Consider the following 21,881-nt stretch of genomic DNA (forward strand, 5'->3'; position numbering starts at 1 on the left):
GCTCAGACCGTTCGTCGCCAGACAGGCGCACGCCGGGATTCGCGGAGGACTTTCGAGAGCGACGCGAGGTGCTCCACCGTCGTCCCAGGACCACCGCCAACGATGCGCGCACCCGCATCGATCAGCCGCATCGCGGCCGCAACCCACGCTTCGAGAGAGATCGGATCGTTCAGCAAGGCCGAACCAGCCGACCCATCCGGGAGGCTCACAGGATGAGCTCCCTGAGCGTTCGAAACCGTTTCGAGCGGCTGTTTCATCCCGACCGATGCATTCAGCAAGAAACCGATCTGTCCGTCGTACTGGACGTGCTTCAGCCGATCCATGGCGCCGATGGCAAGCTCGGCCGAGTCCACATCGAACACGATCGAGTCCGCCCCACCCTCGATCGCCGACCTGACGGCGTCTTCCAGCGACTCACCATCCGCGGTCCGGTAGCCCGACGTGAGCTCGAGGTGAACCCAGGTTGCCAGCTGGGTCGCGTTCGCGCTGACCATGGCCGCACGTCGCGCCAGCTTCGCCAGCCCGGACGGCACCGCCGAACTCGCGTCGAAGCCGCATGCCAACAAGATCTCACACCCGGCCGCGGCCATCCGCGTGGCGTGGGTAGCGTAATCTTCCGCGAGTCGCTCCGCCTCGGCGCTCGACAAGCTCGACGGGAAACGCCCGAGCACCCCTGCAACGGCCACCCGCCGGGAGACCGTCGCGGTCGCTTCCAGCGCGAGGTCGACGGCCGCCCCCGTCAACGCGGCAGCTCGAAAGGCCATGCCGATCGGCGCGAGTGCCCGCGGCGCAGTCCCCCACGTCAGCGCGCAGAGCACGTCGACGCCGGCCTCGATCTGCGCCTCGTAGAGGTCGCGAACCACCTCCGGTGTCTCGCGGATCAACCGTCCCAGCGGTGCAGCCGGGTCGAGCCGGACCCCGAGCGCACGCAGCGCAGCCAGCGCATCACAGCTCATCAACAGCGGACGCATGCTTGATGGACGAACGGCCGACGCTTCGTCCGCGCTGACGCTGCTGGTCGCTTGTCCGGGCTCCCCGATCACCTGAGCTACTCGGGAAACTAGCCCAAGACGGCTCCCGCGCATCGCGAAATGGTGCACACGGAGCCCCGGACCGCGCAGGGCCCCCCACCCGACGAGCGGTCCGTACGCCCGGACCTGATGAAAGTCGGGCCTGGTGGCCGGCGTGACCGGTGCAGCGCGCCGGACATCACCCGACCCACCCCTCCTCGCAGGACCTCACGACGCCAGGCGCGTTTTGCGGCCGGCGCCGTCCGTCCGCACCCGCCGTGCTACAAATTTCCGGTCGAACAGCCGCACCCGCCGCACCAGCAGATCCAGCAGGAACACCACGATGGCCGCGTAGATGAAGCGACGCCACAGCTCCTCGTGGAAGGTGACCTTCTCTCCACCTGGATCGAACACCGCTGCCACGCTTGCAGGATCGACGCTCCCTCCCGTCGCGGCCGCCGCCTTCTCCAGCGAGAGCACGTCCGGCTCGAAGCTCGCGTACTCGCGCGGGTACGGGTTCGACACGTGACCGTAGCTCACCGCCGCTTGCTTCATCGAGCCGTCGGCCGCCTCGCGCATGTGCTCCGCGCGCAGCAAGAACGAGCCGAACTTCTCGAGCGGCACCGCCACCTCGTACCGCCCTGGCGCCGTCTGCCGCATGTCGACGACACGCGTCTCTCCGCCGGGCTCCGGCCCGATGATGCTCAGCTTCGAGCTGAGGTTGTTCTCGAACCGCTCATCGACCGCGAACGCATCGACGGAAGCACGCAGCTCGCCGCCGACGATCTCCGCCTTCATGTCCAGCTCACGCCGGTGCTTCTGCCGCATGTGCTCGTGGACGAGCTGCCCCCAGAACCGCTCGAACCCTGGCCAGCGCAGCCACTCGACCGCCCAGCGCGCCTTCACGTCGCTGGTCCACGCCAGCGTCCACCCGAGTCCGATCCTCCAGCGCGCCAGGATCGGCTCCCCCGTATCGCTGCTCAACAGCTCCTGCGCCGGCGTCGGTTTCATCTTCGTTGAGACATAGCCGTGCAGGTACGGCGCCGTGCGCACGTCGATGCCACGCAGGAACGCCGCGTCCCCTACCTGCGTCACCGGGAACCATTCCTCGACCGCGGCCGCGCGCGCGATCATCTCCGTCTCCTTCGTGAAGATGCGCGGCAGGTTGTTCGGGTCCGCGACCGCGTGGTAACGCCCGCCACTCGTGTCGGCGATCATTTTCAGGAGCTGCTCGTCGACATCGCTCCCGAGGCCCACCGTGGTGACCGTGATCGACTCGGCCGTCATCGCCGAGACGAGGTCGCGGATGCCACCCGTGGGTGCCTTGCCGTCCGTCAGCAGGATGACGTGCTTCTTCCGCGCCTGGGTGACCGTCATGTCCTGGTAGGCCGCGTCGAGCGCAGAGAAGATCTCCGTCCCGCCACCAGGCTGGATGCGCGCAATCTCGCCGACGATGCGCGACCGGTTGCGCGCCGGCTGCATCTTCACGTAGCGCGTCGGTGACGTGTCGAACGCGACCACCTCGATCAGATCATCGGAGCCCAGCACCCCCGCCGTCGCCTTGGCTGCGGCCTTCGCCATCTCCAGCGGCAGGCCGGTCATCGACCCCGAGCGATCGATGACCAGCGACAACGCCACGCTCGGCATCTCCTTCTTGCGCTCGTTGTCCATCCGGACCGGCAGGATCCGCTCCATCGTCGTGCGGTACCACCCGCCGAGCCCGTAGCCGCTCTCGCCTCCTGCGAAGAGGAAGCCTCCGCCGAGATCCCGCACATACGTCTCGATCAGCTCCTGCGCCTGAAGACTCATCGCCTCCTTCGGCGTGTCGGAGACGATCAGAAAGTCATAGCGCTCCAGCTCCTTGATCGACCCCGGGAACCCGGCCGGCGGACGCACGTCGACATCCAGCTGCTGCGCCGTGAGCGCGCTCGACAGCGGCCCCGCATGCTGCGGCGTCCCCTCGACGTAGAGCACCGCAGGACGACCGGGCACATCGATCGTCGTCGCCCAGCGGTTGTTCTCCTTGAACGTGTCGTCCTTGATGTCCTCCAGATCGAGCGCGTACGTCACCTGACCCGCGACGCGCACGACGCTCTTGAACACCACGTCGTTCGGGCCCGCCTTCAGCTCGAGCTGCTTCACGCCCTCCAGGCCATTCAGCATCTCGCCCTGCTTGAGCTTCGCTCGCGCCGTCGTCGCCCGGCTCGCGTAGATGTCCGCGTGGATCTCGAAGGTCTCCCCCACCTTCACCCGGTCCGGCATCCGCAGATCGCGCAGCGCCACCTCGGGCGGAGCCGGCCTCCGGTACGGGATCGTGTGAAGTCGCACCCCGAAGTCGCGCGCCCGGTTCGCCTCCGCGATCACATCGCCGTCGGTCTGCACGCCATCCGACAGCAGCACCGCACGCTTCAAATACCCGGGCGGATACAGACCGTACGCGAGCTGAAGCGCCGCCTGCAGGTTCGACCCTGCACCGAGGTCCGCCTGCGCACCGCTCGCGTCGACATGACGCGCGATCGGCGGCAGCTGCTTCTCTGCGTCCTCCGTCGCCTCTGCATGCTCCACCAGACGCGGCCTGCGCGCGAACGTGATCACCTTGATCACCGCGTCCTCGGGCTTCTCCGCGTACGCGCGTGCGAGCGCCGCCCGCGCATCCACGAGCGACTCCTCGGTCACCGAGTCGGAGACGTCGACGAGGTACACCGTCGCCACCTTCTCCGTCGTCGCCGTGCGCGCCAGCCGCGAGAGACCGAGCGCGATGAGCGCCACGAACGCGATCCGCAAGAACACCGACAGGATGCGCTGCTGCCACGGCAGATCTGCGAGCGACGCCCCCAGCACCGCCACGAACCACGGCGCCAGGAGGACGGCGCCGAGCATCCGCGGATTCAAAAGCTCGTACTTCACCCCGCTCCGCTCCCACGTGAGCGTGGGATCGGGGTGCAGCAGCACGTACCTTCGGTACGCCCAGAAGAGCAACCCCGCGAGGGCGACGCAGGTGATCGTCCACGCGATGATCCGGAAGCGACGGCTCATGAACGCGCTCACACCGTCACCCTCCTGTGATAGGTCAGCCACTCGATCGCCGTCATCAGCAGCACCGCCGCGAGCAGGTACACCCAGATCTCGCGCCGCACGCCGATCTTGAACTCCCCCACCTCGCCCGCCGTGCGCCCCTGGACCTTCAGCTCTGGCACCGGCGTGATCGAACTCTCCGTCGGCGACGAGAGGTTCGCGGCGAACATGCTCTTCTCTTCGGCCCCTGGCTCACCGACCGCCAGCGTGTAGAACCCCGCCTGTTGCCCGAGGAACACCGCCCGCCCTTCCTTGATCGGCACCGACCGCTTCGTTCCGTCCGGCAGCTCCAGCATCCCTGACTCGGCATTCGAGGGTGCCGGGATGTGCCACACCAACCCGGTGCGGAACGACGAGACGTAGCCCGTGTCCTCCTCGACGAAGTCGTTGATCGTGTTGAGGAGCATGAGCGGCCACGAGATGCGGAGCGGCAGATCGCTCTCTCGCACATCGAACCCGAGCGCGACGAACTTCACTCCCGCACGACGCCCCTGGATCAGCAGCGGCCCCTTGTAGCTGCTGCCGATGACCTTGTCTTCCTTCTCTCCCTTGAGCACGCGAGCACGCGCGATGTTCACATCGCTCAGCGCCGTGTACCGCACGATGGGATGCTTCGCGTCCAGCTCGTCGAAACCCAGACGGTAGTTCGCGTCGGTGTCCTCGATCTCCTTGCTCACCTCGAACGGCACGTTCGTGCCCGTCGGGTTCAGGTAGAGCAAGCTCCCGCTCCCTGGCGCCACGTTCGGGGTCACACCATCGAAGATCGTCACATCGAAGTTGCCGTTTCCCGGGTATCGCTGCGGATCGATGACGGTGACGTCGAGGTACTCGTCGAGCAGCAGCGCCGCCTCCAGGTACATGTTCCCCGTCGACACCACCTGCACCCGCGCGCGCCTCCGCTCCGGCAAGAGCGCGTACGCCCTGTCGTCGGCGGGAAGATCGTCCGCCCCCCCGTCGGCGAGCGCGAGCTTCGCCTCCAGCGTGCGCGAAGCGCCCGACAGGTTCGGATAGAACCGAGGCAGCCTCTCCTGCGGCTGCAGCTTGAGCCGCGTCAGATCCGTGAGCTGACCGTCACCGAAGAGGCTCAGCTCCAGATCCAGCGCCTCGTCGCTGGTGTTGGTCACCTCGAGCATCACCTCGTAGCGGCTCTTGTCGAGCGGGTAGCGCCGCACCGAGAACTGCGTGATCGCCGCGTTACGACCGCCCTTGCCCACCGGCACGAACGCGAGCTTCGTCTCCCCCAGCTCCACGGGCCCCGCGGCGTCCGACGCCTCCCCCAGCGCGCCATCACTCACCACGATGATCTCGGGCGACGACATCCCCCGCAGTGTGTCCGTCGCGAACCGCAGCGCGCGAGCGAAATCCGCCGTCGCGTCCGTCGCCTTCACCTCGGCGACCGCAGCCTCCAGATCGGAGACCTCGCTCGTCAGCGTCGACAGCGGCGTCACCGCGGCGTCCATCTGCGCGATCAGCATGCGATCGCTACCGGACAGACCGCGGACCATCTTCTTCACCTCCTCCTTCGCCACGTCGATGCGGGAGGCAGGCACGTCCGACGCCTTCATGCTGGCGCTCGCGTCGATGAGCACCACGATGTTCCGCCCCTCGATCGTGTTCGCCGCCGTGCGCGGATCACCGAGCGCGAACAGCAGGAGCGCGAGCAGCGCGAGCTGGAGGAGCAGCGACAGGAAGCGCTTGAGCTGAGAGAAGAGGCTCGTCGCCTCCTTGTCGCGGAGGATGCGCTCCCAGATCCGCGAGAACGGGACCGGGACGGGCCGCCGCTTGAGCTTGAGGATGTAGAACGCCACCACGAGCGCGCCGGCGAGGGCGCCGATCTGCAGCAGGGTCGCGAGAGGCAAACCGGTGAGGTGCATCGTCCTTTACCGCAGGAACCCGCCGCGCCGGAACACGCGCAGGATCAGCTCGTCGAAGGGCACGGACACGTCGGCGCGGAAGTAGCTCACCTGCCGCCCCGTGCAGAAGCGCTGCACCTCTTCCAGGTACTCCTCGTAAGCCTGGCCGTAGCGCTCCAGCACCTTCGCGGTCACCGTCACCTCGCGCTCCTCCCCCGTCTCGCAGTCGTACACCCGCACGTCGCCGCGCAGATCCGGCCGGGCCTCACGCGGATCGACCACGTGCAGCACGAAGGGCTCGAACTTGTTGTACCGGAGCACGTTGATCCCGCGCTCGAACCCGGCCGGGTCGTACAGATCGCTCACGATCACCGCCAGGCCCCGCCGCTTGTGCTGGGCCACGAACGTCTTCATCGCCTCGCCGAGATCCGTCTCACCCTCGGCGCCCGCGCCGCGCAGGAAGCGAAAGATCCGGAAGATCCTCGCCTTGCCGCGCGTCGACGGCATCCGCCCGCTGATCTCATCGGTCGCGGTGACCACCGTGATCCGATCGAGGTTCGCGAGCCCCACGTACGCCAGCGCCGCGCACAGGCGCTTCGCGTGCCGCAGCTTCTCCCCGTCGCCGAACGCCATCGACGCCGAGGTGTCGAGGATGAAGTAGATCGCCAGATCTTCTTCTTCCTCGTACAGCCGGATCAGCAGCCGATCGAAACGCTGGTACGCCGCCCAGTCGAGGTAACGAATGTCGTCACCCGGCGCGTAATCGCGGTGATCGGCGAACTCCACGCCGGAGCCGGTCTTCTTGGTGCGGCGCTCTGCGCGCATCGCCCCCGAGAAGACGCGGCGGCTCACCATCGCCAGGTAGTCGAGCTTCCGCTGAAACTCGTCGTCGAAGAGGTCGTCGTCGACGTTGACCGACGCGCCCTTCCGCGCCAGCGGCGCCGTGGCCTTCTTGAAAACGTCGAGCAGACCCATGGCCGCGCGGGACCGTTACTTGGTGCTCTCGGGGAGCTGCTTCAGGATCTCCTGCAGCACCTCGTCCGTCTTGATGCCTTCCGCCTCGCCCTCGAAGTTGAGCAGCACGCGGTGACGCAGCGCCGGCAGCGCGCTCGCCTTCACGTCATCGATCGACGGCGCGAACCGCCCCTCGAACAGCGCCCGGATCTTCGACGCGAGCAGCAGCGCCTGCGCACCACGTGGCGAGGCACCGAACTTCACGAAGCGCTTCACCGTCCCCGAGCTGTCGTCCACCGTCGGGTGCGTCGCCTGCAGCAGCCGCACCACGTAGTCCTGCACGTGCTTCGACGCGGGCACCTCGCGCACCAGGCGCTGCATCTCCAGGATCCGCGCCCGGTTGAGCACCGGCTGCACCGTCGGCGTCTCCGCACCCGTCGTTCGCTCCAGGATCGCGTTCAGCTCCTCTCGCCCCGGGAAGGCCACGTGCAGCTTGAAGAAGAAGCGATCCAGCTGCGCCTCCGGCAGCGGATACGTCCCCTCGCTCTCCAGCGGGTTCTGCGTCGCGAGCACGAAGAACGGCTGCTCCAGCGTGTGGCTCTGCCGCGCGATCGTCACCCGGTGCTCCTGCATCGCCTCCAGCAGCGCGCTCTGCGTCTTCGGCGTCGCGCGGTTCACCTCGTCGGCGAGCACGATGTTCGCGAACAGCGGCCCCTTGCGGAACGAGAAGTTCCGCTGCCCGCCGGCGCCTTCCTCGATCAGCGTCGTGCCGATGATGTCGGCCGGCATCATGTCGGGGGTGAACTGGATACGGGAAAACTGAAGCTCCAGCGCCTCGGCGACCGTGCGCACCAGCATCGTCTTCCCGAGCCCGGGCACACCTTCGAGCAGCGCGTGCGAACCTGCGAGCATGCAGGTGAGCACCCCGTCGATGATCTCCCGGTTCCCGACGATGACCTTGCCGACCTCCTCGCGGAGCTCTCCGATGCTCCGCTGGAAGTCCCCCACCTCGGCCCGCGCTCCCTCTTTCGTCTTCTCGGCCATGATGTCCTGCTTCCGGATCCGCCTGCGCGGTCCTCGCTAAAGCGCGCTCGCGAGCGGGCTACCGCTACTCGCGCGGCCTGATGAGCTGGAAGTAACGGTTCACGTAGAACCGATAGCCGTCGGGGATCTGCTCCTTGTTGATCTGCTCTTCCGCGACGGTCTTGTACTGCGTGAACACCTTCTTGTAGGGCCCGCCCTTGAAGCCACGCTCCGCGGCGCTGAGGATCACCTCGCTGTTCGACGGGCCCTGCTGCGTGTCGACGCCCTGCGCCTGCACGTCCTGCGTCCCCATCTTGGGATCGGTGCGCTTGCCCGCGACTTCAGGCCCTCGCCCCGTCCCTGCGCCCTTTCCCCCGGGCTGGTTCCCTTCGCCACCACCCTGCTGCCCTTGGCCTTCGCCGCCAGGCTGACCCTGGCCTTGCCCACCGGGCATCAAGATCTTCTTCCCCCCAGGCCCGAGCACCCAGACCTGCCCCTCACCCGGCTTGCGGCCCTGCCCCTGGCCTTGCCCCTGCTGGCCGTTCTGCCCCTCTTGCCCGTCCTCGCCTTCCTCGCCGTCCTGCCCCTCGCCCTGCTGCCCCTGCCCTTGCTGGTCCTGCCCCTGCCCTTGCTGACCGCTCCCGCCGCGGGCTCGCTTCCCGAAGCGCATCATCCGCGTCATGCGCTGCTTGCCGCCTTGCCCCTGCTGACGAAGCAGCTCCCGCAGCTCTTCGAGCCGCTGACGAAGCTCCTCCTTCTCCTTCTGGGACATCTCCTCTTCCTGGAGACGGTTCAGGTCCTCGGCAGCCTGCTCGAGATCGTCGGCCGACATCCCGAGCTCACGCATCAGATCCTGCGCAGCTTTGGAGAGTTCCCGGTCGAGCCGATCGAGCTGCCTTCCGGTCCGCTCCTTCTGCTCGGCCTCGCGGTCGAGGCGTTCCAGCTCGCGCTCTTTCTTCTTGAGCAGCCGCTCTTCTTCTTCCCGCTTCTGGGCGTCCTCACTCTTCGGCTTCTGCTTCTGCTTGAGGAGCTGCTCCTGGGCCTCGGCGCGCTTCTCGTTCAGCGCCTGCATCGCCTCCTTGCGCCGCGCCGCCGCGCGCTCGAGCGCCTTCTGGAGCCGCTCCAGCTCCGCCTTGTCGGGCTTCTTCTTGTCGCGGAGGCGCTCGGCGAGATCCTTGAGATCCTTCTTCGCCTTCTCGAGATCGTTCTTCTCCAGCGACTCGCCGACCTGCTTCGCGAGGTCGCTCTTCTTGAGATCGATCCCCGTCTCGCGCAGCTCCTCTTCGAGGGCCTTGAGGTCCGCCTCGGCGCCCTTGAGCAGCTCGCGCTCCAGCGCTTCCATCCGTCGGAAGGCCTCGGTGCGGTCGAGCCGCTTGTTGGCGATGTCGTCGATGAGCTGGTTGAACCGCTCCACGGCGGCCTTCGTCTCGGGGCTCTGATCCTGCCGGTCCAGCGCACGCGCAGCGTCGCGGAACAGCTCCAGATCGTCAGGCGCCATGGTCAGCGCGTCGATGGTCTGCGCGACCGGCATCTCCCGGCGCGGGATCCGCACCTCCAGCAGCGCCACCCCGAGCAACCCCACCCCGGCGAGCGCAGGCGCCCAGAGGTGCTCCGGGAGCGGCAGCGGCGCGGCCTTGGCAGGCCGGAGGGTCGTGGAGAGGGCACAGGCGTCGTCGATCGCCGCATCCATCAGCGGCGTCCGCTTCGCTTCCGGGAGGGCCTCGAAGGCCACGGCGTTCGTCAACCGATCATGCAGGTCGTGATGCCGATCGAGCCGCATCGTCCCCGCCCGAGGTGGCAGCCGACGCAGCATCGACACGACCACCACGATCACCACCAGCGCCGCCGCGCCAATCAGGATCTGCCAGGTACGCTGCTCGGAGAGCAGCGACGGCATCACCTTCCTGGCGGCGAGCGCCCCGGCGGCCAGGGCGAACGCGGCGGTCGACACCGGCGGGAGCGCCTGGAGCGCCCGAGCGAGGCGCAGCCTCAGCTCGACCAGCCGTGCGGCGCGATGAATACGACCCAGGTGCTTGATGCGGGAATCGCTCACGATGCTCGGCTATCCGGGCGGGATCGCCCGTTTCTGGGGGAGTTGCATGGCGGGGTTGCCACACGAAGCCCGCCAGGAAAGGACACCTCGACGCACGAACAGGGCGCCATTGTACCTGCTGACGCGCGTCATGCCCGAAAGTTCCTCGGATGAACGCGCTGTCTGCAGAGACCTTACGCCCTGCGGTGCGGTGCTATTCCCGATGGCGGGCCCCCCGGGGGCGGAGCCTTACCCCCTGGAGCGCTTCTTCGCGGTCCGTCGAGCGGCAGGCTTCCGGCCCGACGCCCTCGTCGAGGCGTTCCTGGCGCCCGTCGCCTTGCGCGCGGGTGCCTTCTTGGTGGCCCGGGTGGTGCGCTTCGCGGCCGTCGTCTTCGTGGCCTTCCTGCCAGTCTTCTTGGCAGCGCCACGCTTCGCCGTCGTCTTGGCAGCGCCGCGCTTCGCCGTCGTCTTCTTCGCAGCGCCGCGCTTCGCCGTCGTCTTCTTCGCAGCACCGCGCTTCGCCGTCGTCTTCTTCGCAGCGCCGCGCTTTGCCGTCGTCTTCTTCGCAGCGCCGGTCTTCTTGGCAGCACCGCGCTTCGCCGTCGTCTTCTTCGCAGCGCCGCGCTTCGCCGTCGTCTTCTTCGCAGCGCCGGTCTTCTTGGCAGCACCGCGCTTTGCCGTCGTCTTCTTCGCAGCGCCGCGCTTCGCGGGAGCTGCCTTCTTCGTCACCCGGCGCTTCGCCGCGCCAGCCTTCTTCGATGCCCGGCGCCTGGCCGTCTTGGGCTCTGAATCGCTCTCCATGGATCCCTCTGCGTCGGACTCTTCGTCCGCTTCGTCAGCGTCTTGGGCTTCGTCGCCGTTGGCCTCGACGTCGTCGTCGTCGCCGCCGCGATCTTCCTCGGCGTCGTCGTCCTCGTCGTCTCCGCCCCCGTCGTCCTCATCGTCGACGTCGTCCTCGTCGTCTTGGTCCTCGACGTCGTCGTCCTCGTCGCCTTGGTCTTCGGCATCGTCGTCCTCGTCGTCTCCGCCCTCGTCACGGGCATCGTCGTCTCGGTCCGATTCCGCCTCGTCCTCGGCGCCTTGGTCCGTGCCGCCGTCGTCCTCGACTGCCGAATCCTCGCCTTCGCGATCCTCGGTGTCCAGGTCTCCGTCGTCACGGTCCTCGATGTCTTGGTCCTCCACGTCTTGGTCCTCCACGTCTTGCTCCTCGGCGTCTTGGCCCTCGTCGATGCCCGAGGTCCCAGGCTCCTTGTTGTATCGGCGCAGGGTTTCCCGCACCCGATCGTCCAGATCGGCGAACTCGAACGGCTTGTTCAGCCAAGCGTCCGCCGAGAAGAGGGGCGAGGTCATCTCGTTCAGGTTCTCGCCGATCCCGGTCAGCATGATGACGCCGGTCCGGGCGAAGGGTTTGCCCTCGCCGGCCTCCCCCTTGATCCGCCTGCAGACCTCCCACCCACTCATTCCAGGCATCATCACGTCGAGCAGGATGAGATCGGGCAGGTGCTCCTGCGCCAATCTCCATGCGACGTCTCCCTCGGAGGCTTCCACGACTGAGAAGCCCATGTTCTTGAGGTGACGAGAAACGAGGCTCAGCATTGCCGGCTCGTCCTCGGCTACCAGTACGCGAAGCGGCGCGGTGCTCGCAGCAGACATGATGGGCGGATGAGAGTACGTGGCGGCGGCTCGGTCAAGAGGGACGATTCCCCATCGATGCCGGGGTGAGCCTGCGCAGGTCACCGGGCAGGACCCGAACGGCGAGCGTGAAGAGCGCGCGTTCGGCGCTACATCAAGGCGATATGCTCGATGAATGAGCGAGATCGTCGCCGTCAGCGGAGCGTCTGGTTTCATCGGCTCGGCGCTCGTCAGGAAAATCATCGAGGGTGGTCGCGCGGTGCGAGCCCTGGTCGAGCCAGGCACGAGCACGCGAAACCTGGACGGACTCCCTCCGCACCAGATCGAGCTGGTTCCCGTGGATGTATGCGATCACGTGGGAATGGCCCGAGCCCTCGACGGCTGCGCAGCCTTTCATCACCTCGCCGCCGTCTACAAGACGTGGATGCCCGACCCGCGCCCGCTGTACCGGGTCAACGTCGAGGGCACCACGACCGCGCTGAACGCTGCGCGTGCAGCCCGCATTCCCCGCGTGGTGTTCACTTCTTCGATCGCAGCGATCGGCCTCCGCGACGATGGTGAGCCGAGCGACGAAACCGTGGCCTGGAACCTCCACACCATCGCCAGCGACTACGTGCTCACCAAGCACCTCTCCGAGCGCATCGCGCTGAGCTTCGCCGAAGCTGGCCTGCCCCTGGTCGTGGTGAACCCCGGCTTCCCCTTCGGCGCTGGCGACATCGGCCCCACGCCCACCGGCAGGTTCCTGCTGTCGCTCCTCCGTCACGAGACGCCCGCCCTGGGCGCCGGAGGCATCGCCGCCATCGACGTGGACGACGTCGCGGTCGGACACCTCACCGCAGAGACGCGCGGCCGCATCGGCGAGCGGTACATCCTCGCCAACCACAACGTGAGCTTCATCGAGCTGGCGCGCCTCGTCGAGGAGGTGGCTGGCGTCCCCGCGCCTCGGCTGCGCATCCCTGGGTGGGCGGGCCGTGGCGCCGCGCTCGCGATGGAGCTGTGGGCCGACCACGTGAGCCACACCGAGCCCCAGGCGACCTACCGCAGCATCCAGTACATCCAGCGCGCCGCCTACTTCGACGCCTCCAAGGCGCGTCGAGAACTCGACCTCCCCTGCACGCCCCTTCGCACCTCGATCGAGCGCGCCGTCACCTGGTTCCGCGCCCAGGGCATGGCCTGATCCCGAGCGCGCCTCCCTCCGGCCCCTCACCAGTCCCACCCCGCTCCACGACTCCCCGAAACGATCCGCTCGCCATTCCCTGTGCTCGACGAGACCTCGGAGCGTTCCGACCGTCGGTTTCCTGCGCTCGACGAGTCCTCGGAACGTTTCGACCGTCGGTTTCCTGCGCTCGACGAGTCCTCGGAACGTTTCGACCGTCGGTTTCCTGCGCTCGACGAGTCCTCGGAGCGTTCCGACCGTCGGTTTCCTGCACTCGACGAGTCCTCGGAACGTTTCGACCGTCGGTTTCCTGCGCTCGACGAGACCTCGGAGCGTTCCGACCGTCGGTTTCCTGCGCTCGACGAGACCTCGGAGCGTTCCGACCGTCGGTTTCCTGCGCTCGACGAGACCTCGGAGCGTTCCGATCGTCGGTTCCCTGCGCCTCACGACCCCTCGGAGCGTTCCGATCGTCGGTTCCCTGCGCCTCACGACCCCTCGGATGGCTCCCTCTCCGCAGGTGGCTCCCCGACCCCAAGCGAAGGGGCCCGCTCCCCTCACCCCATGAGGAAAGCCCGTCCCGTCCTCGGGGCCCCTGCCGCCATCCTGGCCACCCCCCTCCTTCCCTCGAGGAGCGAACCACGCTCCGGCTCGCGGGAAGATGTCCCTCGGAGCGGTCCAGGATGGCAGGAAACCTTTGCGATTTCGGTAACTTGTCGGATCCGTCAGAAATCCGCAGGGGGCTCCGCTTGACAGCCCCCCTCCACTGACTAAGTTGCCGGCGCTCGCTAGCACTCGCCCATGACGAGTGCTAGCAGCCCACTCAGAACGTAGTCACAACGAGGCGTCATGTCCGCCGGAGCACTCCGGCCGATGGGCGACCACCTCGTCCAGACATTTGGGGAGACGTCGGGATCGTCGTCCCCGGAGGGTTCCTATCATGAAGATCCGTCCGCTCCAGGACCGCGTGATCGTCAAGCGCATCAAGGAAGAAGAGAAGACCAAGGGGGGCATCATCATCCCCGACTCCGCCAAGGAGAAGCCGATCGAGGGCACCGTCGTGGCCGTCGGTAACGGCAAGGTCCTCGAGGACGGCTCGACTCGGAAGCTCGACCTGAAGGAGGGCGACCGCGTCCTCTTCGGCAAGTACTCGGGCACCGAGGTGAAGGTCGAAGGCGAGGAGCACCTGATCCTCCGCGAGGACGACATCCTCGGCGTCCTCGAGCAGTGATCCACGCGACCGACAAGGACTAGCAGGAGAGAACGACAATGGCTGCCAAGGAAATTTTCTACAACGAGTCGGCTCGCAGCTTGATCCTCGCTGGCGTGAACGCGCTGGCTGACGCGGTCAAGGTCACCCTCGGCCCCAAGGGCCGTAACGTGGTCATCGAGAAGAGCTTCGGCTCGCCCACGGTCACCAAGGACGGCGTCACCGTCGCCAAGGAGATCGAACTCGAGAACCGCTTCGAGAACATGGGCGCGCAGATGGTGCGCGAGGTCGCGTCGAAGACCAGCGACATCGCGGGCGACGGCACCACGACCGCCACCGTGCTCGCTCAGGCGATCTACCGCGAGGGCTCCAAGCTCGTCGCCGCCGGGCACAACCCGATGGAGATCAAGCGCGGCATCGACAAGGCCGTGGCCGCGATCGTCGAGCACCTGAAGAGTGTCTCCAAGCAGACCAAGGACGCGAAGGAGATCGCGCAGGTCGGCACGATCAGCGCCAACGGCGACGAGACGATCGGCAAGCTCCTCGCCGACGCGATGGAGAAGGTCGGCAAGGAAGGCGTGATCACGGTCGAGGAGGCGAAGAGCGCCGAGACGACGCTCGACGTGGTCGAGGGCATGCAGTTCGACCGTGGCTACCTCAGCCCCTACTTCGTGACCGATCCCGAGGCCATGAAGACGGTGATGGAGGACTGCTTCATCCTCATCTCGGAGAAGAAGATCTCCAACATGAAGGACCTCCTCCCGGTCCTCGAGGCGATTGCGAAGAGCCAGAAGCAGCTCCTCATCATCGCCGAGGACATCGAGGGCGAGGCGCTCGCGACGCTGGTCGTGAACAAGCTCCGCGGCACGCTGCACTGCGCGGCCGTGAAGGCCCCCGGCTTCGGTGATCGCCGCAAGGAGATGCTGAAGGACATCGCGATCCTGACCGACGGCCAGGTGATCGCGGAGGAGCTCGGCCTCAAGCTCGAGAACGTCACCATCAGCGATCTCGGCAAGGCCAAGACCGTCCTGATCGACAAGGACAACACCACGATCGTGGGCGGCGCTGGCAAGAAGGAGAAGCTCAAGGCTCGCCAGCAGGAGATCCGCGCTCAGATCGAGAACACCACCAGCGACTACGATCGCGAGAAGCTGCAGGAGCGCCTCGCCAAGCTCGTGGGCGGCGTGGCGGTGGTCAAGGTCGGCGCCGCGACCGAGACCGAGATGAAGGAGAAGAAGGCACGCGTCGAGGACGCGCTGCACGCGACCCGCGCTGCCGTCGAAGAGGGCATCGTGGCCGGCGGCGGCGTGGCGCTCATCCGCGCTCAGACCTCGCTCGAGGGCATCAAGCTCACCGACGAGCAGCGGTTCGGGGTGAACATCATCCGCCGCGCGATCGAGGAGCCCCTCCGCCAGATCACCACCAACGCGGGCGAGGAAGGCTCGATCGTGGTCCAGAAGGTCCGCGAGGGGAAAGACTCGTTCGGCTACAACGCGGCGACCGGCGAGTACGGCGACCTGCTGGCCATGGGCGTCATCGACCCGGTGAAGGTCGTGCGCTCCGCACTGCAGAACGCGGCGAGCGTCGCCAGCCTGATGCTGACCACCGAGGCGCTCATCGCCGAGCGGCCGAAGGACGAGAAGGCGCCGGCAGCTGGTGGCCACGGCGGCCACAGCCACGACTTCTGATCGTCGGCTGACTCGTCAGCGATGACGTAGAGAGGGGATCGCCACGGCGGTCCCCTCTTTCTTTTTGTTGGTGCGCTGGCACATCGGCTTGTTGGTGCGCCGGCACATCGGCTTGTTGGTGCGCCGGCACATCGGCGCACACTGCGACCACAGTGAGCGCTGCGAGCCGATGGCGATGGCGCTGCGATCTGGAGTGAGTGCGTGGAGCGCGCTCAGCCCCCGCCGCGAGGATCGTTCCGCCGGGCCCACTCGCACATCACCATGCCCGCAGCGATCGCCACGGGGTACGAGTGGTTGATGCCGTACATGGGGATGGCGATGACGTCGTGGCAGGCCGCCAGCAGCGCCGGCGGGATGCCGTCGTTCTCGCTGCCGAGCAGGAAGACCAGGCCAGAGGGAAAGGACGCTTCCCATAGCGTCTGCTTGGCGTGGTCGCGCTCCACGCCGATGAGGTGGCGGCCCTCGATGGCGGAGAGGAACGAGTCCTCGTCCGGGTGCTCGACGATGTTCTCGTACTTCTGCATGCCCATGGCGGCGCGCTCGTAATACGGCTCGCTGCCGATCAGGATGATCTCCCGCGCGAGAAACGAGTGCGCGGTGCGGATGATCGCGCCGATGTTGAAGGGGTTCTTGGCGCGGCAGATGGCGATGGAGAAGTCGCTGCGCAGCGGGGCGAGCTCGTCGCGGATCTCGGCGGTGGTGAGGCCGAAGGGGGTGACCTTCACGGTGCAGGGTTACTCCAGCGCTTCGGTCTGATCGAAGGTCGGGTAGATCGGCCCTTCGGTGACGGTCACCGTCTCGGTCGTGCCGGTTGGGTGCTGCACCAGGAGGACGACGCCGGTGATGGGGACGCCGTTGAAGGCGCTGCGTATCTCGTTGGTGGACATGCGGCGGACTTCGCGGCCACCGATGGCGAGGATCTGGTCGCCGACCTTGATGCCGACGCGCTCCGCCGGGCCGCTCGGCGCGGTGCGGGTGATGTAGATGGAGCTGGTGCGCAGCTCGTACCAAAGGCCGAGGCCGATCCGGGCGTGGGCAGGCTCGAAGGCGAGCTCGATCTGTCCCCCGCCCTCGAGGTCGAGGTTGAGCCGGCCCTGCGCGCGCTGGTCTTCGGAGGGGCGGAGCTCGCGGATGCCGATGGGCTTGTCGTTGAAAGCGTTCGAGTCCCACATCTCGACGCGCAGGCGCGCTTCCCGCTCGATCACGAAGTTGCCCGAGGGGCTGCCCGGCCAGGTCGGGGTGAAGGTGTTCGACTGGATGTGGGTGCGGAGGACTTCCTTGCCGTTGACGAGCAGGCGCGCGTACGGGTCGGGCTCTCCGCCCTTGCCGCGGCTCCAGGTCCGGCCGTCACGGGTGCGCTCCGGGACGGTGCCGGAGACGAACTTGATGAACCGGAGGTTCTCCGGGGGAGGTGGCTCGAGGACCTGTCCGGGGGCGGGCTCCCTGAGGCGTGTACCCAGCTCTGGATAGATCGCCGGGCAGCCAGAAGCGCTGAGCAGAAAGAGAGAGAGGAGCGAAGCGAGGGACAGCCGCTCGCGGACGGTTCTGGTGAGAAGCACGGTGCGCCCATTTTTGGCCGGTGCGCGCATCGTCCGCAACAAATCCGTGCTATTCGCGGGCCATGCAGGATGCTCCCGCGATCGACACCAGCGCTTTGTCAGAGCATGTTGGCCAGCAGGTCACCCTCCGCGGCTGGCTGTACAACCGGCGCTCCAGCGGCAAGGTCCACTTCCTGGAGCTGCGTGACGGCGCTGGCTCGGTCCAGTGCGTGATGGGGAAGAACGACGTCAGCGAGGAGCTCTTCGCTTCGGCCGATCGTGTCGCTCAGGAGAGCTCGATCGAGATCCGGGGTGAGGTGAAGGCGCACCCCAAGCGCCCGGGCGTCTTCGAGGTCGCAGTGAAGGACTTCCAGGTGATCGCGCCGACGGTGGGCGAGTATCCCATCTCGCCGAAGGAGCACGGGACCGACTTCCTGATGGACCACCGGCACCTCTGGCTCCGGTCGCGTCGTCAGCACGCGATCGTGCGGGTGCGTCACACGATCATCCAGGCGATCCGCGACTTCTTCGACGGGCGAGGGTTCACGCTGGTGGACGCACCGATCTTCACGCCCAACGCGTGTGAAGGGACGAGCACGCTCTTCGAGACGGACTACCACGGCGACAAGGCGTACCTGACGCAGTCAGGGCAGCTCTACATGGAGGCGGCCGCCGCGGCGTTCGGGAAGGCGTACTGCTTCGGGCCGACGTTCCGCGCCGAGAAGTCGAAGACGCGGCGGCACCTGTCGGAGTTCTGGATGGTCGAGCCCGAGGTGGCCTTCCTCGATCTCCAGGGAGACATGGACCTCGCCGAGGACTTCATTTGCTTCATCGTGGAGCGGGTGCTCGAACACCGCCGTCCAGAGCTGGCCATCCTGGAGCGGGACGTGAGCAAGCTCGAGGCGATCAAGAAGCCGTTCCCCCGCATCCGCTACGACGAGGCCGTCGCCATCCTCAACGAGGCGCGGGCGGCGAAGCGGACGTCCGGCGAGCCCGACGCCGAGTCGACGCCTGACTTCCCGTGGGGAGAAGATCTCGGCGCCGAGGACGAGACGGTGATCTCGAGCCGGTACGATCGTCCGGTCATGATCCACCGCTACCCGGCCCAGGTGAAGGCCTTCTACATGAAGCGAGATCCCGAGGACGCGCGGTTGGCGCTGTGCGTCGACGTGCTGGCGCCCGAGGGATACGGCGAGGTCATCGGCGGCGGTCAGCGCGAGGACGACCTGACCACGGTGGAGCGGGGCATCGAAGCGCACAAGCTGCCTCGCGAGGCGTTCGAGTGGTACCTCGACCTGCGACGGTACGGGACGTTCCCTCACGCAGGCTTCGGGCTGGGGGTAGAGCGGACGGTTGCTTGGCTTTGCGGCCTGCCCCACGTGAGAGAGACGATACCGTTCCCACGGATGCTCAACCGGCTGGCGCCCTGACGCGCTGCGCGTCGCCCGAGGCCAGGGCTTCCTTTTTGCTTTGGCCTCGGAGCGGTTGCACACTGGCTCTGGCGCGTCCAAAAAGATGGTCAGGAGCGGACTCTTCTCACCTGACCGCTGGAGTTTCTCACCCACTCACCTCCCGCCCCCCACCGAGGACATCATGGCTCGTCTCGTCGGCTTCATCGGTAACCGCCCAGATCTCGGCGCGCGTGCCCTCAACGCGGAGGGGCGTCCGTTCGCCGTCCGCAAGAAAGCCGGCGCCGTCCCCAGCTGGGGCGTCGGGTTCTACCAGGGTGGCGAGATCCTCCTGAAGCGTCGGCCCGTCGACGATCGCCCCGAGATCAGCCTGGTCGAGATGACCGCGAATCTCCGCGCGGACATCCTGATCGCGCATGTCCGGACGGCGACCGTGGGGAGCCAGCGGACGGAGAACACCCACCCGTTCCGCTACCGCCAGTGGCTGTTCGCCCACACGGGGACGCTGGAGGCCTTCGCGAAGCTACGGAGCCGGATGCGCGAGTCGTTGCCCGTGTTCCTCCAGCGCGACGTGCAGGGAGAGACGGACAGTGAGCTCCTGTTCCACCTCTTTCTCTCGTTCCTTCACGACACGGGTCAGCTCGACAGGCCGAGCGTGGATGCACCGAGCGCGCGCGCTGCGCTCCGGTCGAGCCTCGCGCTGGTCGATCGTCTGTGCGCGGAGGAGGGCGCCAGCGCCGGTGAGATGAACATCCTGGTGTCCAATCCGGAGTACTTGCTCGCGGTACACCGCGGTCCCCCCATGGCGTACCGGGTCTATGAGGGGCGACAGGATCTGGAGCGCCTCTTCGGGGGTGAAGGGGGTCCCGGTCGGATGCGCATCCCCGATCTGGCGGGGAGCCGGCTGACGGTGGTGGGGTCGGACTTCGAGGATGATCAAGCGCCGGCCGGGTGGACCGCGGTGGACGAGCGTGCGATCGTGACGTTCACCCGCGGCGATGCCCCAGAAGTCGAGCCGATATAGTCCTGCGCTGGCGGCTGCGCCTCGACGCTCGGTCGTCGTGGCCGCTTTGCTCGCGCTGACGTCCGGTGGCTGCGGGCACGCAGCCTCGGGAGCCTTTCCCACCTCAGCCTCGCTGTCCGAAGCGCGTCGCAAACCCGACGGGGTCGCGATCGATCCGGCGACCTCACCGCCTTCGCCCGTGGCGCGCGCCGAAGCGGACGAGGGATTGATCACGTTGCTGACGCCGCTGGGCGTGGACGTGGCGATCAACACGGTGGGTGATTTCTTCCGCCGTGTGGTGCTGGAGGACAGCGACGGGCTGGGGGCGCTGTTGACACGAGACGCCCAGGCCATCGTCCCCAGCAGCGGAGGGCAGGCGCAGTCCCCGAGCATCGGCCTGTGGTGGGAGCAGCGCTTCCGGAGGCTCGACTACGGCAAGCTCGCCGGCGAACCGCTCTACCGCGTCTCGGAGCTGGAGGTGTACCGGGCAGAAGACGCGATCGAGGCGCCGCTGCACCCCGCGATTCAGACCCAGACGCTGGACGACGACGACGTGCTGGTGCGGGTGCCGATCATCACCGCGCGGGTGGGCGCCGATCGGCTCCTCGGAGACCAGATGCTGTTCTGGCTTCGCCGCGATGGGGCGCGATTCCGCGTCTACAGGGTGCTGGAGGAGTTTCAGCTCCAGTAGGCTTTGCCACGCGAGGACAACTCCATCATGCTCGCCCTTCCATGAGCCGCCACAAGGTTGCGTTCGTGAGTTCGGGAGGCGCCGCGAGGGGTCTCGCGCATCTCGGGGTGCTGAAGGCTTGCGAGGAGCTGGGCATCCACCCGGAGATCTACGTGGGCGCCGGCGCGGGCGCGCTGATCTCGGCAACGTACGGGCAAGACATCCCACTCGACGTGCTGCTGGATGCCTATCGTCTCCCCTGGCGACGTCGCCATCAGGGCCCGCGGCTGTATGCGTCGACGTTCCTCGGGATCCCGCAGCTCAAGGACATCCTCGATCCGAGCTACCTGCTCTCGGGCATGTTCTCGATCGACAAGCTGGAGCGCTACGTGCGGCGGACGCTGCCCACCAACGACTTCCGGCAGCTCTCTCACGCGGTGTACGTGACCGCGGTCGACGTCGACACGGCCGAGCGCGTGGTGTTCGGTCCCGGCTACGAGGACGCGGTGCCCATCAGCCAGGCGGTGGCGGCGAGCTGCTGCATCCCTGGCCTCTTCAGGCCCTACCGCATCGGGGGGCGCTACTACCTGAGCGGTGAGGTGATCCGCACCCTGTCCGCCGATCTCGCCGTCGCCGCAGGGGCGCGGGTGGTGATCATCTCGAACATCTACCGTCCAGAGGATCGGTCCGAGGCAGAGCGCTCGCTGGCGCGGAGTGGGCCGCTCGGTGTGCTGCGGCAGTCGATGAACATCCTGCTCGCCGAGAAGGAACGGCGCGGGGTCGAGCTGCTGTCGAAGCTGTACCCGAACGTGACCTTCCTGGACGTGGCGCCATCGGTGGGCGGGTACGGCTACATGAACCGGTTCGCGGCGAGGCCGCTCGTGCTCCGCGGCTACCGGACGGCGCTGCGCGTGCTCGCGGCGGCGAAGGAGCGGGGCGTCTTCGAGAACCCGCTCTCGCCAGGGCGATCGCCACTGAACTAGCGCTGAGTGGCAGGAGCCGGGGGCAGCTTGCCCTTTGCGCGCCGGTGGGCATCACGCTGCGTTGTTCGCAGCATGCCCGCCTGACGAAGAAACGAGACGAACGCGGGAAGCACCGCGCTGGCGTCGCTCCAGCGGCGGGCTACATGCCGGCGACGATGCGGAAGTCGTCCTGGTGGGGCACGAGCTCGAGGCGGTTGTCGTCGACCTTGTGCCGCCACTCGTCCCCCTTCTCGCCGGGGATCCGGTAGCTGGCGCTGAAGGTATAGTCGACGAACACCGCGTTCTCTTGCTTCACCACGCGGCGGTAGCGGATCTCGTAGCGGATCGCGCGGGCGTCCTGGAACTTGCCCGAGAGGTAGTGGCGGAGGCCGGCGTAGTCGAGGTCGTCGGAGGCGTCGACGTTGCCGCCGTCCTCGTAGTAGTCGGGTGACGCGAGCTGCAGCAGGGCTCCGACGTTCTTCGTCTCGACGGCGCGTCGGTACTTCTCGCAGAACGTGATGATCTTGCGGTTGTCCTCCGTGTCCTCGACGTCGGTGTTGGGGATGTAGCGCGTTGCGCATCCGCCAAGGCCGACGGAGGTGACTCCGAGGGAGGCGAGGAGGAGGAGCGGTGCGACGACCTTGGGGAGACGGTGGCTCATACGCGGCA

At 67.3% G+C, this 21,881-nt stretch carries 17 protein-coding genes; 7 read left to right on the forward strand and 10 right to left on the reverse strand.

Translation table 11 applies throughout. The annotated features are described in order from the left end of the window. Positions 1 to 2 precede the first annotated feature (2 nt). The 7 genes from CMC5_RS36265 to CMC5_RS48150 form a co-directional block, all read right to left on the reverse strand. Complete coding sequence (locus tag CMC5_RS36265; RefSeq protein ID WP_245678023.1) at positions 3 to 1,085, reverse strand: homocysteine S-methyltransferase family protein; 1,083 nt, start codon at positions 1,083 to 1,085, stop codon at positions 3 to 5. A gap of 153 nt (positions 1,086 to 1,238) precedes the next feature. Beyond that, complete coding sequence (locus CMC5_RS36270; RefSeq protein WP_245678024.1) at positions 1,239 to 4,046, reverse strand: VWA domain-containing protein; 2,808 nt, start codon at positions 4,044 to 4,046, stop codon at positions 1,239 to 1,241. 8 nt (positions 4,047 to 4,054) lie between these two features. Next, positions 4,055 to 5,944 (reverse strand): vWA domain-containing protein, encoded by a 1,890-nt coding sequence (locus tag CMC5_RS36275; RefSeq protein ID WP_245678025.1) that lies wholly within the window; start codon positions 5,942 to 5,944, stop codon positions 4,055 to 4,057. A gap of 21 nt (positions 5,945 to 5,965) precedes the next feature. Beyond that, entirely contained in the window at positions 5,966 to 6,913 is a 948-nt protein-coding gene (locus CMC5_RS36280; protein ID WP_050434693.1) for a DUF58 domain-containing protein, read from the reverse strand. A 15-nt stretch (positions 6,914 to 6,928) separates the two neighbouring features. Beyond that, entirely contained in the window at positions 6,929 to 7,936 is a 1,008-nt protein-coding gene (locus tag CMC5_RS36285; protein ID WP_050434694.1) for an AAA family ATPase, read from the reverse strand. 64 nt (positions 7,937 to 8,000) lie between these two features. Then, complete coding sequence (locus CMC5_RS36290) at positions 8,001 to 9,968, reverse strand: hypothetical protein (RefSeq protein WP_050434695.1); 1,968 nt, start codon at positions 9,966 to 9,968, stop codon at positions 8,001 to 8,003. 228 nt (positions 9,969 to 10,196) lie between these two features. Then, entirely contained in the window at positions 10,197 to 11,822 is a 1,626-nt protein-coding gene (locus CMC5_RS48150) for a response regulator (RefSeq protein WP_342673912.1), read from the reverse strand. Here CMC5_RS48150 and CMC5_RS36300 point away from each other — a divergent pair. The 3 genes from CMC5_RS36300 (at position 11,755) to groL (ending at position 15,630) form a co-directional block, all read left to right on the forward strand. Next, positions 11,755 to 12,756, forward strand: a complete 1,002-nt coding sequence (locus CMC5_RS36300; RefSeq protein ID WP_050434696.1) for an NAD-dependent epimerase/dehydratase family protein — start codon at positions 11,755 to 11,757, stop codon at positions 12,754 to 12,756. The genes CMC5_RS48150 and CMC5_RS36300 overlap by 68 nt on opposite strands. A gap of 916 nt (positions 12,757 to 13,672) precedes the next feature. Further along, positions 13,673 to 13,963: a co-chaperone GroES gene (groES, locus tag CMC5_RS36310; protein ID WP_050434698.1), complete on the forward strand. Its 291-nt coding sequence runs from the start codon at positions 13,673 to 13,675 to the stop codon at positions 13,961 to 13,963. Positions 13,964 to 14,001: 38 nt separating this feature from the next. Continuing rightward, entirely contained in the window at positions 14,002 to 15,630 is a 1,629-nt protein-coding gene (groL, locus tag CMC5_RS36315; RefSeq protein WP_050434699.1) for a chaperonin GroEL, read from the forward strand. Positions 15,631 to 15,842: 212 nt separating this feature from the next. Here the strand turns inward: groL and CMC5_RS36320 are convergent, their stop codons facing one another. Together CMC5_RS36320 and CMC5_RS36325 are read right to left on the reverse strand one after the other, a co-directional pair. Next, the gene (locus tag CMC5_RS36320; protein WP_050434700.1) at positions 15,843 to 16,355 is read right to left on the reverse strand and encodes a TrmH family RNA methyltransferase; all 513 of its coding nucleotides are present in this window, start codon (positions 16,353 to 16,355) and stop codon (positions 15,843 to 15,845) included. Positions 16,356 to 16,364: 9 nt separating this feature from the next. Continuing rightward, the gene (locus CMC5_RS36325; RefSeq protein WP_245678029.1) at positions 16,365 to 17,189 is read right to left on the reverse strand and encodes a PDZ domain-containing protein; all 825 of its coding nucleotides are present in this window, start codon (positions 17,187 to 17,189) and stop codon (positions 16,365 to 16,367) included. A 62-nt stretch (positions 17,190 to 17,251) separates the two neighbouring features. Here CMC5_RS36325 and asnS point away from each other — a divergent pair, with 62 nt between their 5' ends. The 4 genes from asnS (at position 17,252) to CMC5_RS36345 (ending at position 21,233) form a co-directional block, all read left to right on the forward strand. Continuing rightward, on the forward strand, positions 17,252 to 18,598 hold the full coding sequence (gene asnS / locus CMC5_RS36330) for an asparagine--tRNA ligase (protein WP_050434702.1): 1,347 nt from the start codon (positions 17,252 to 17,254) through the stop codon (positions 18,596 to 18,598). 163 nt (positions 18,599 to 18,761) lie between these two features. Further along, positions 18,762 to 19,601: a class II glutamine amidotransferase gene (locus tag CMC5_RS36335; protein ID WP_050434703.1), complete on the forward strand. Its 840-nt coding sequence runs from the start codon at positions 18,762 to 18,764 to the stop codon at positions 19,599 to 19,601. A gap of 37 nt (positions 19,602 to 19,638) precedes the next feature. After that, positions 19,639 to 20,271, forward strand: a complete 633-nt coding sequence (locus tag CMC5_RS36340) for a hypothetical protein (protein WP_050434704.1) — start codon at positions 19,639 to 19,641, stop codon at positions 20,269 to 20,271. A gap of 41 nt (positions 20,272 to 20,312) precedes the next feature. Then, positions 20,313 to 21,233 (forward strand): patatin-like phospholipase family protein, encoded by a 921-nt coding sequence (locus CMC5_RS36345; RefSeq protein ID WP_050434705.1) that lies wholly within the window; start codon positions 20,313 to 20,315, stop codon positions 21,231 to 21,233. A 139-nt stretch (positions 21,234 to 21,372) separates the two neighbouring features. Here CMC5_RS36345 and CMC5_RS36350 read toward each other — a convergent pair whose 3' ends face one another. After that, positions 21,373 to 21,873, reverse strand: coding sequence for a hypothetical protein (locus CMC5_RS36350; protein ID WP_050434706.1), 501 nt, complete (start codon positions 21,871 to 21,873; stop codon positions 21,373 to 21,375). Positions 21,874 to 21,881: the final 8 nt, after the last annotated feature.

Origin of the sequence: Chondromyces crocatus (genome assembly GCF_001189295.1) — a bacterium.
GTDB classification, from domain to species: domain Bacteria; phylum Myxococcota_A; class Polyangia; order Polyangiales; family Polyangiaceae; genus Chondromyces; species Chondromyces crocatus.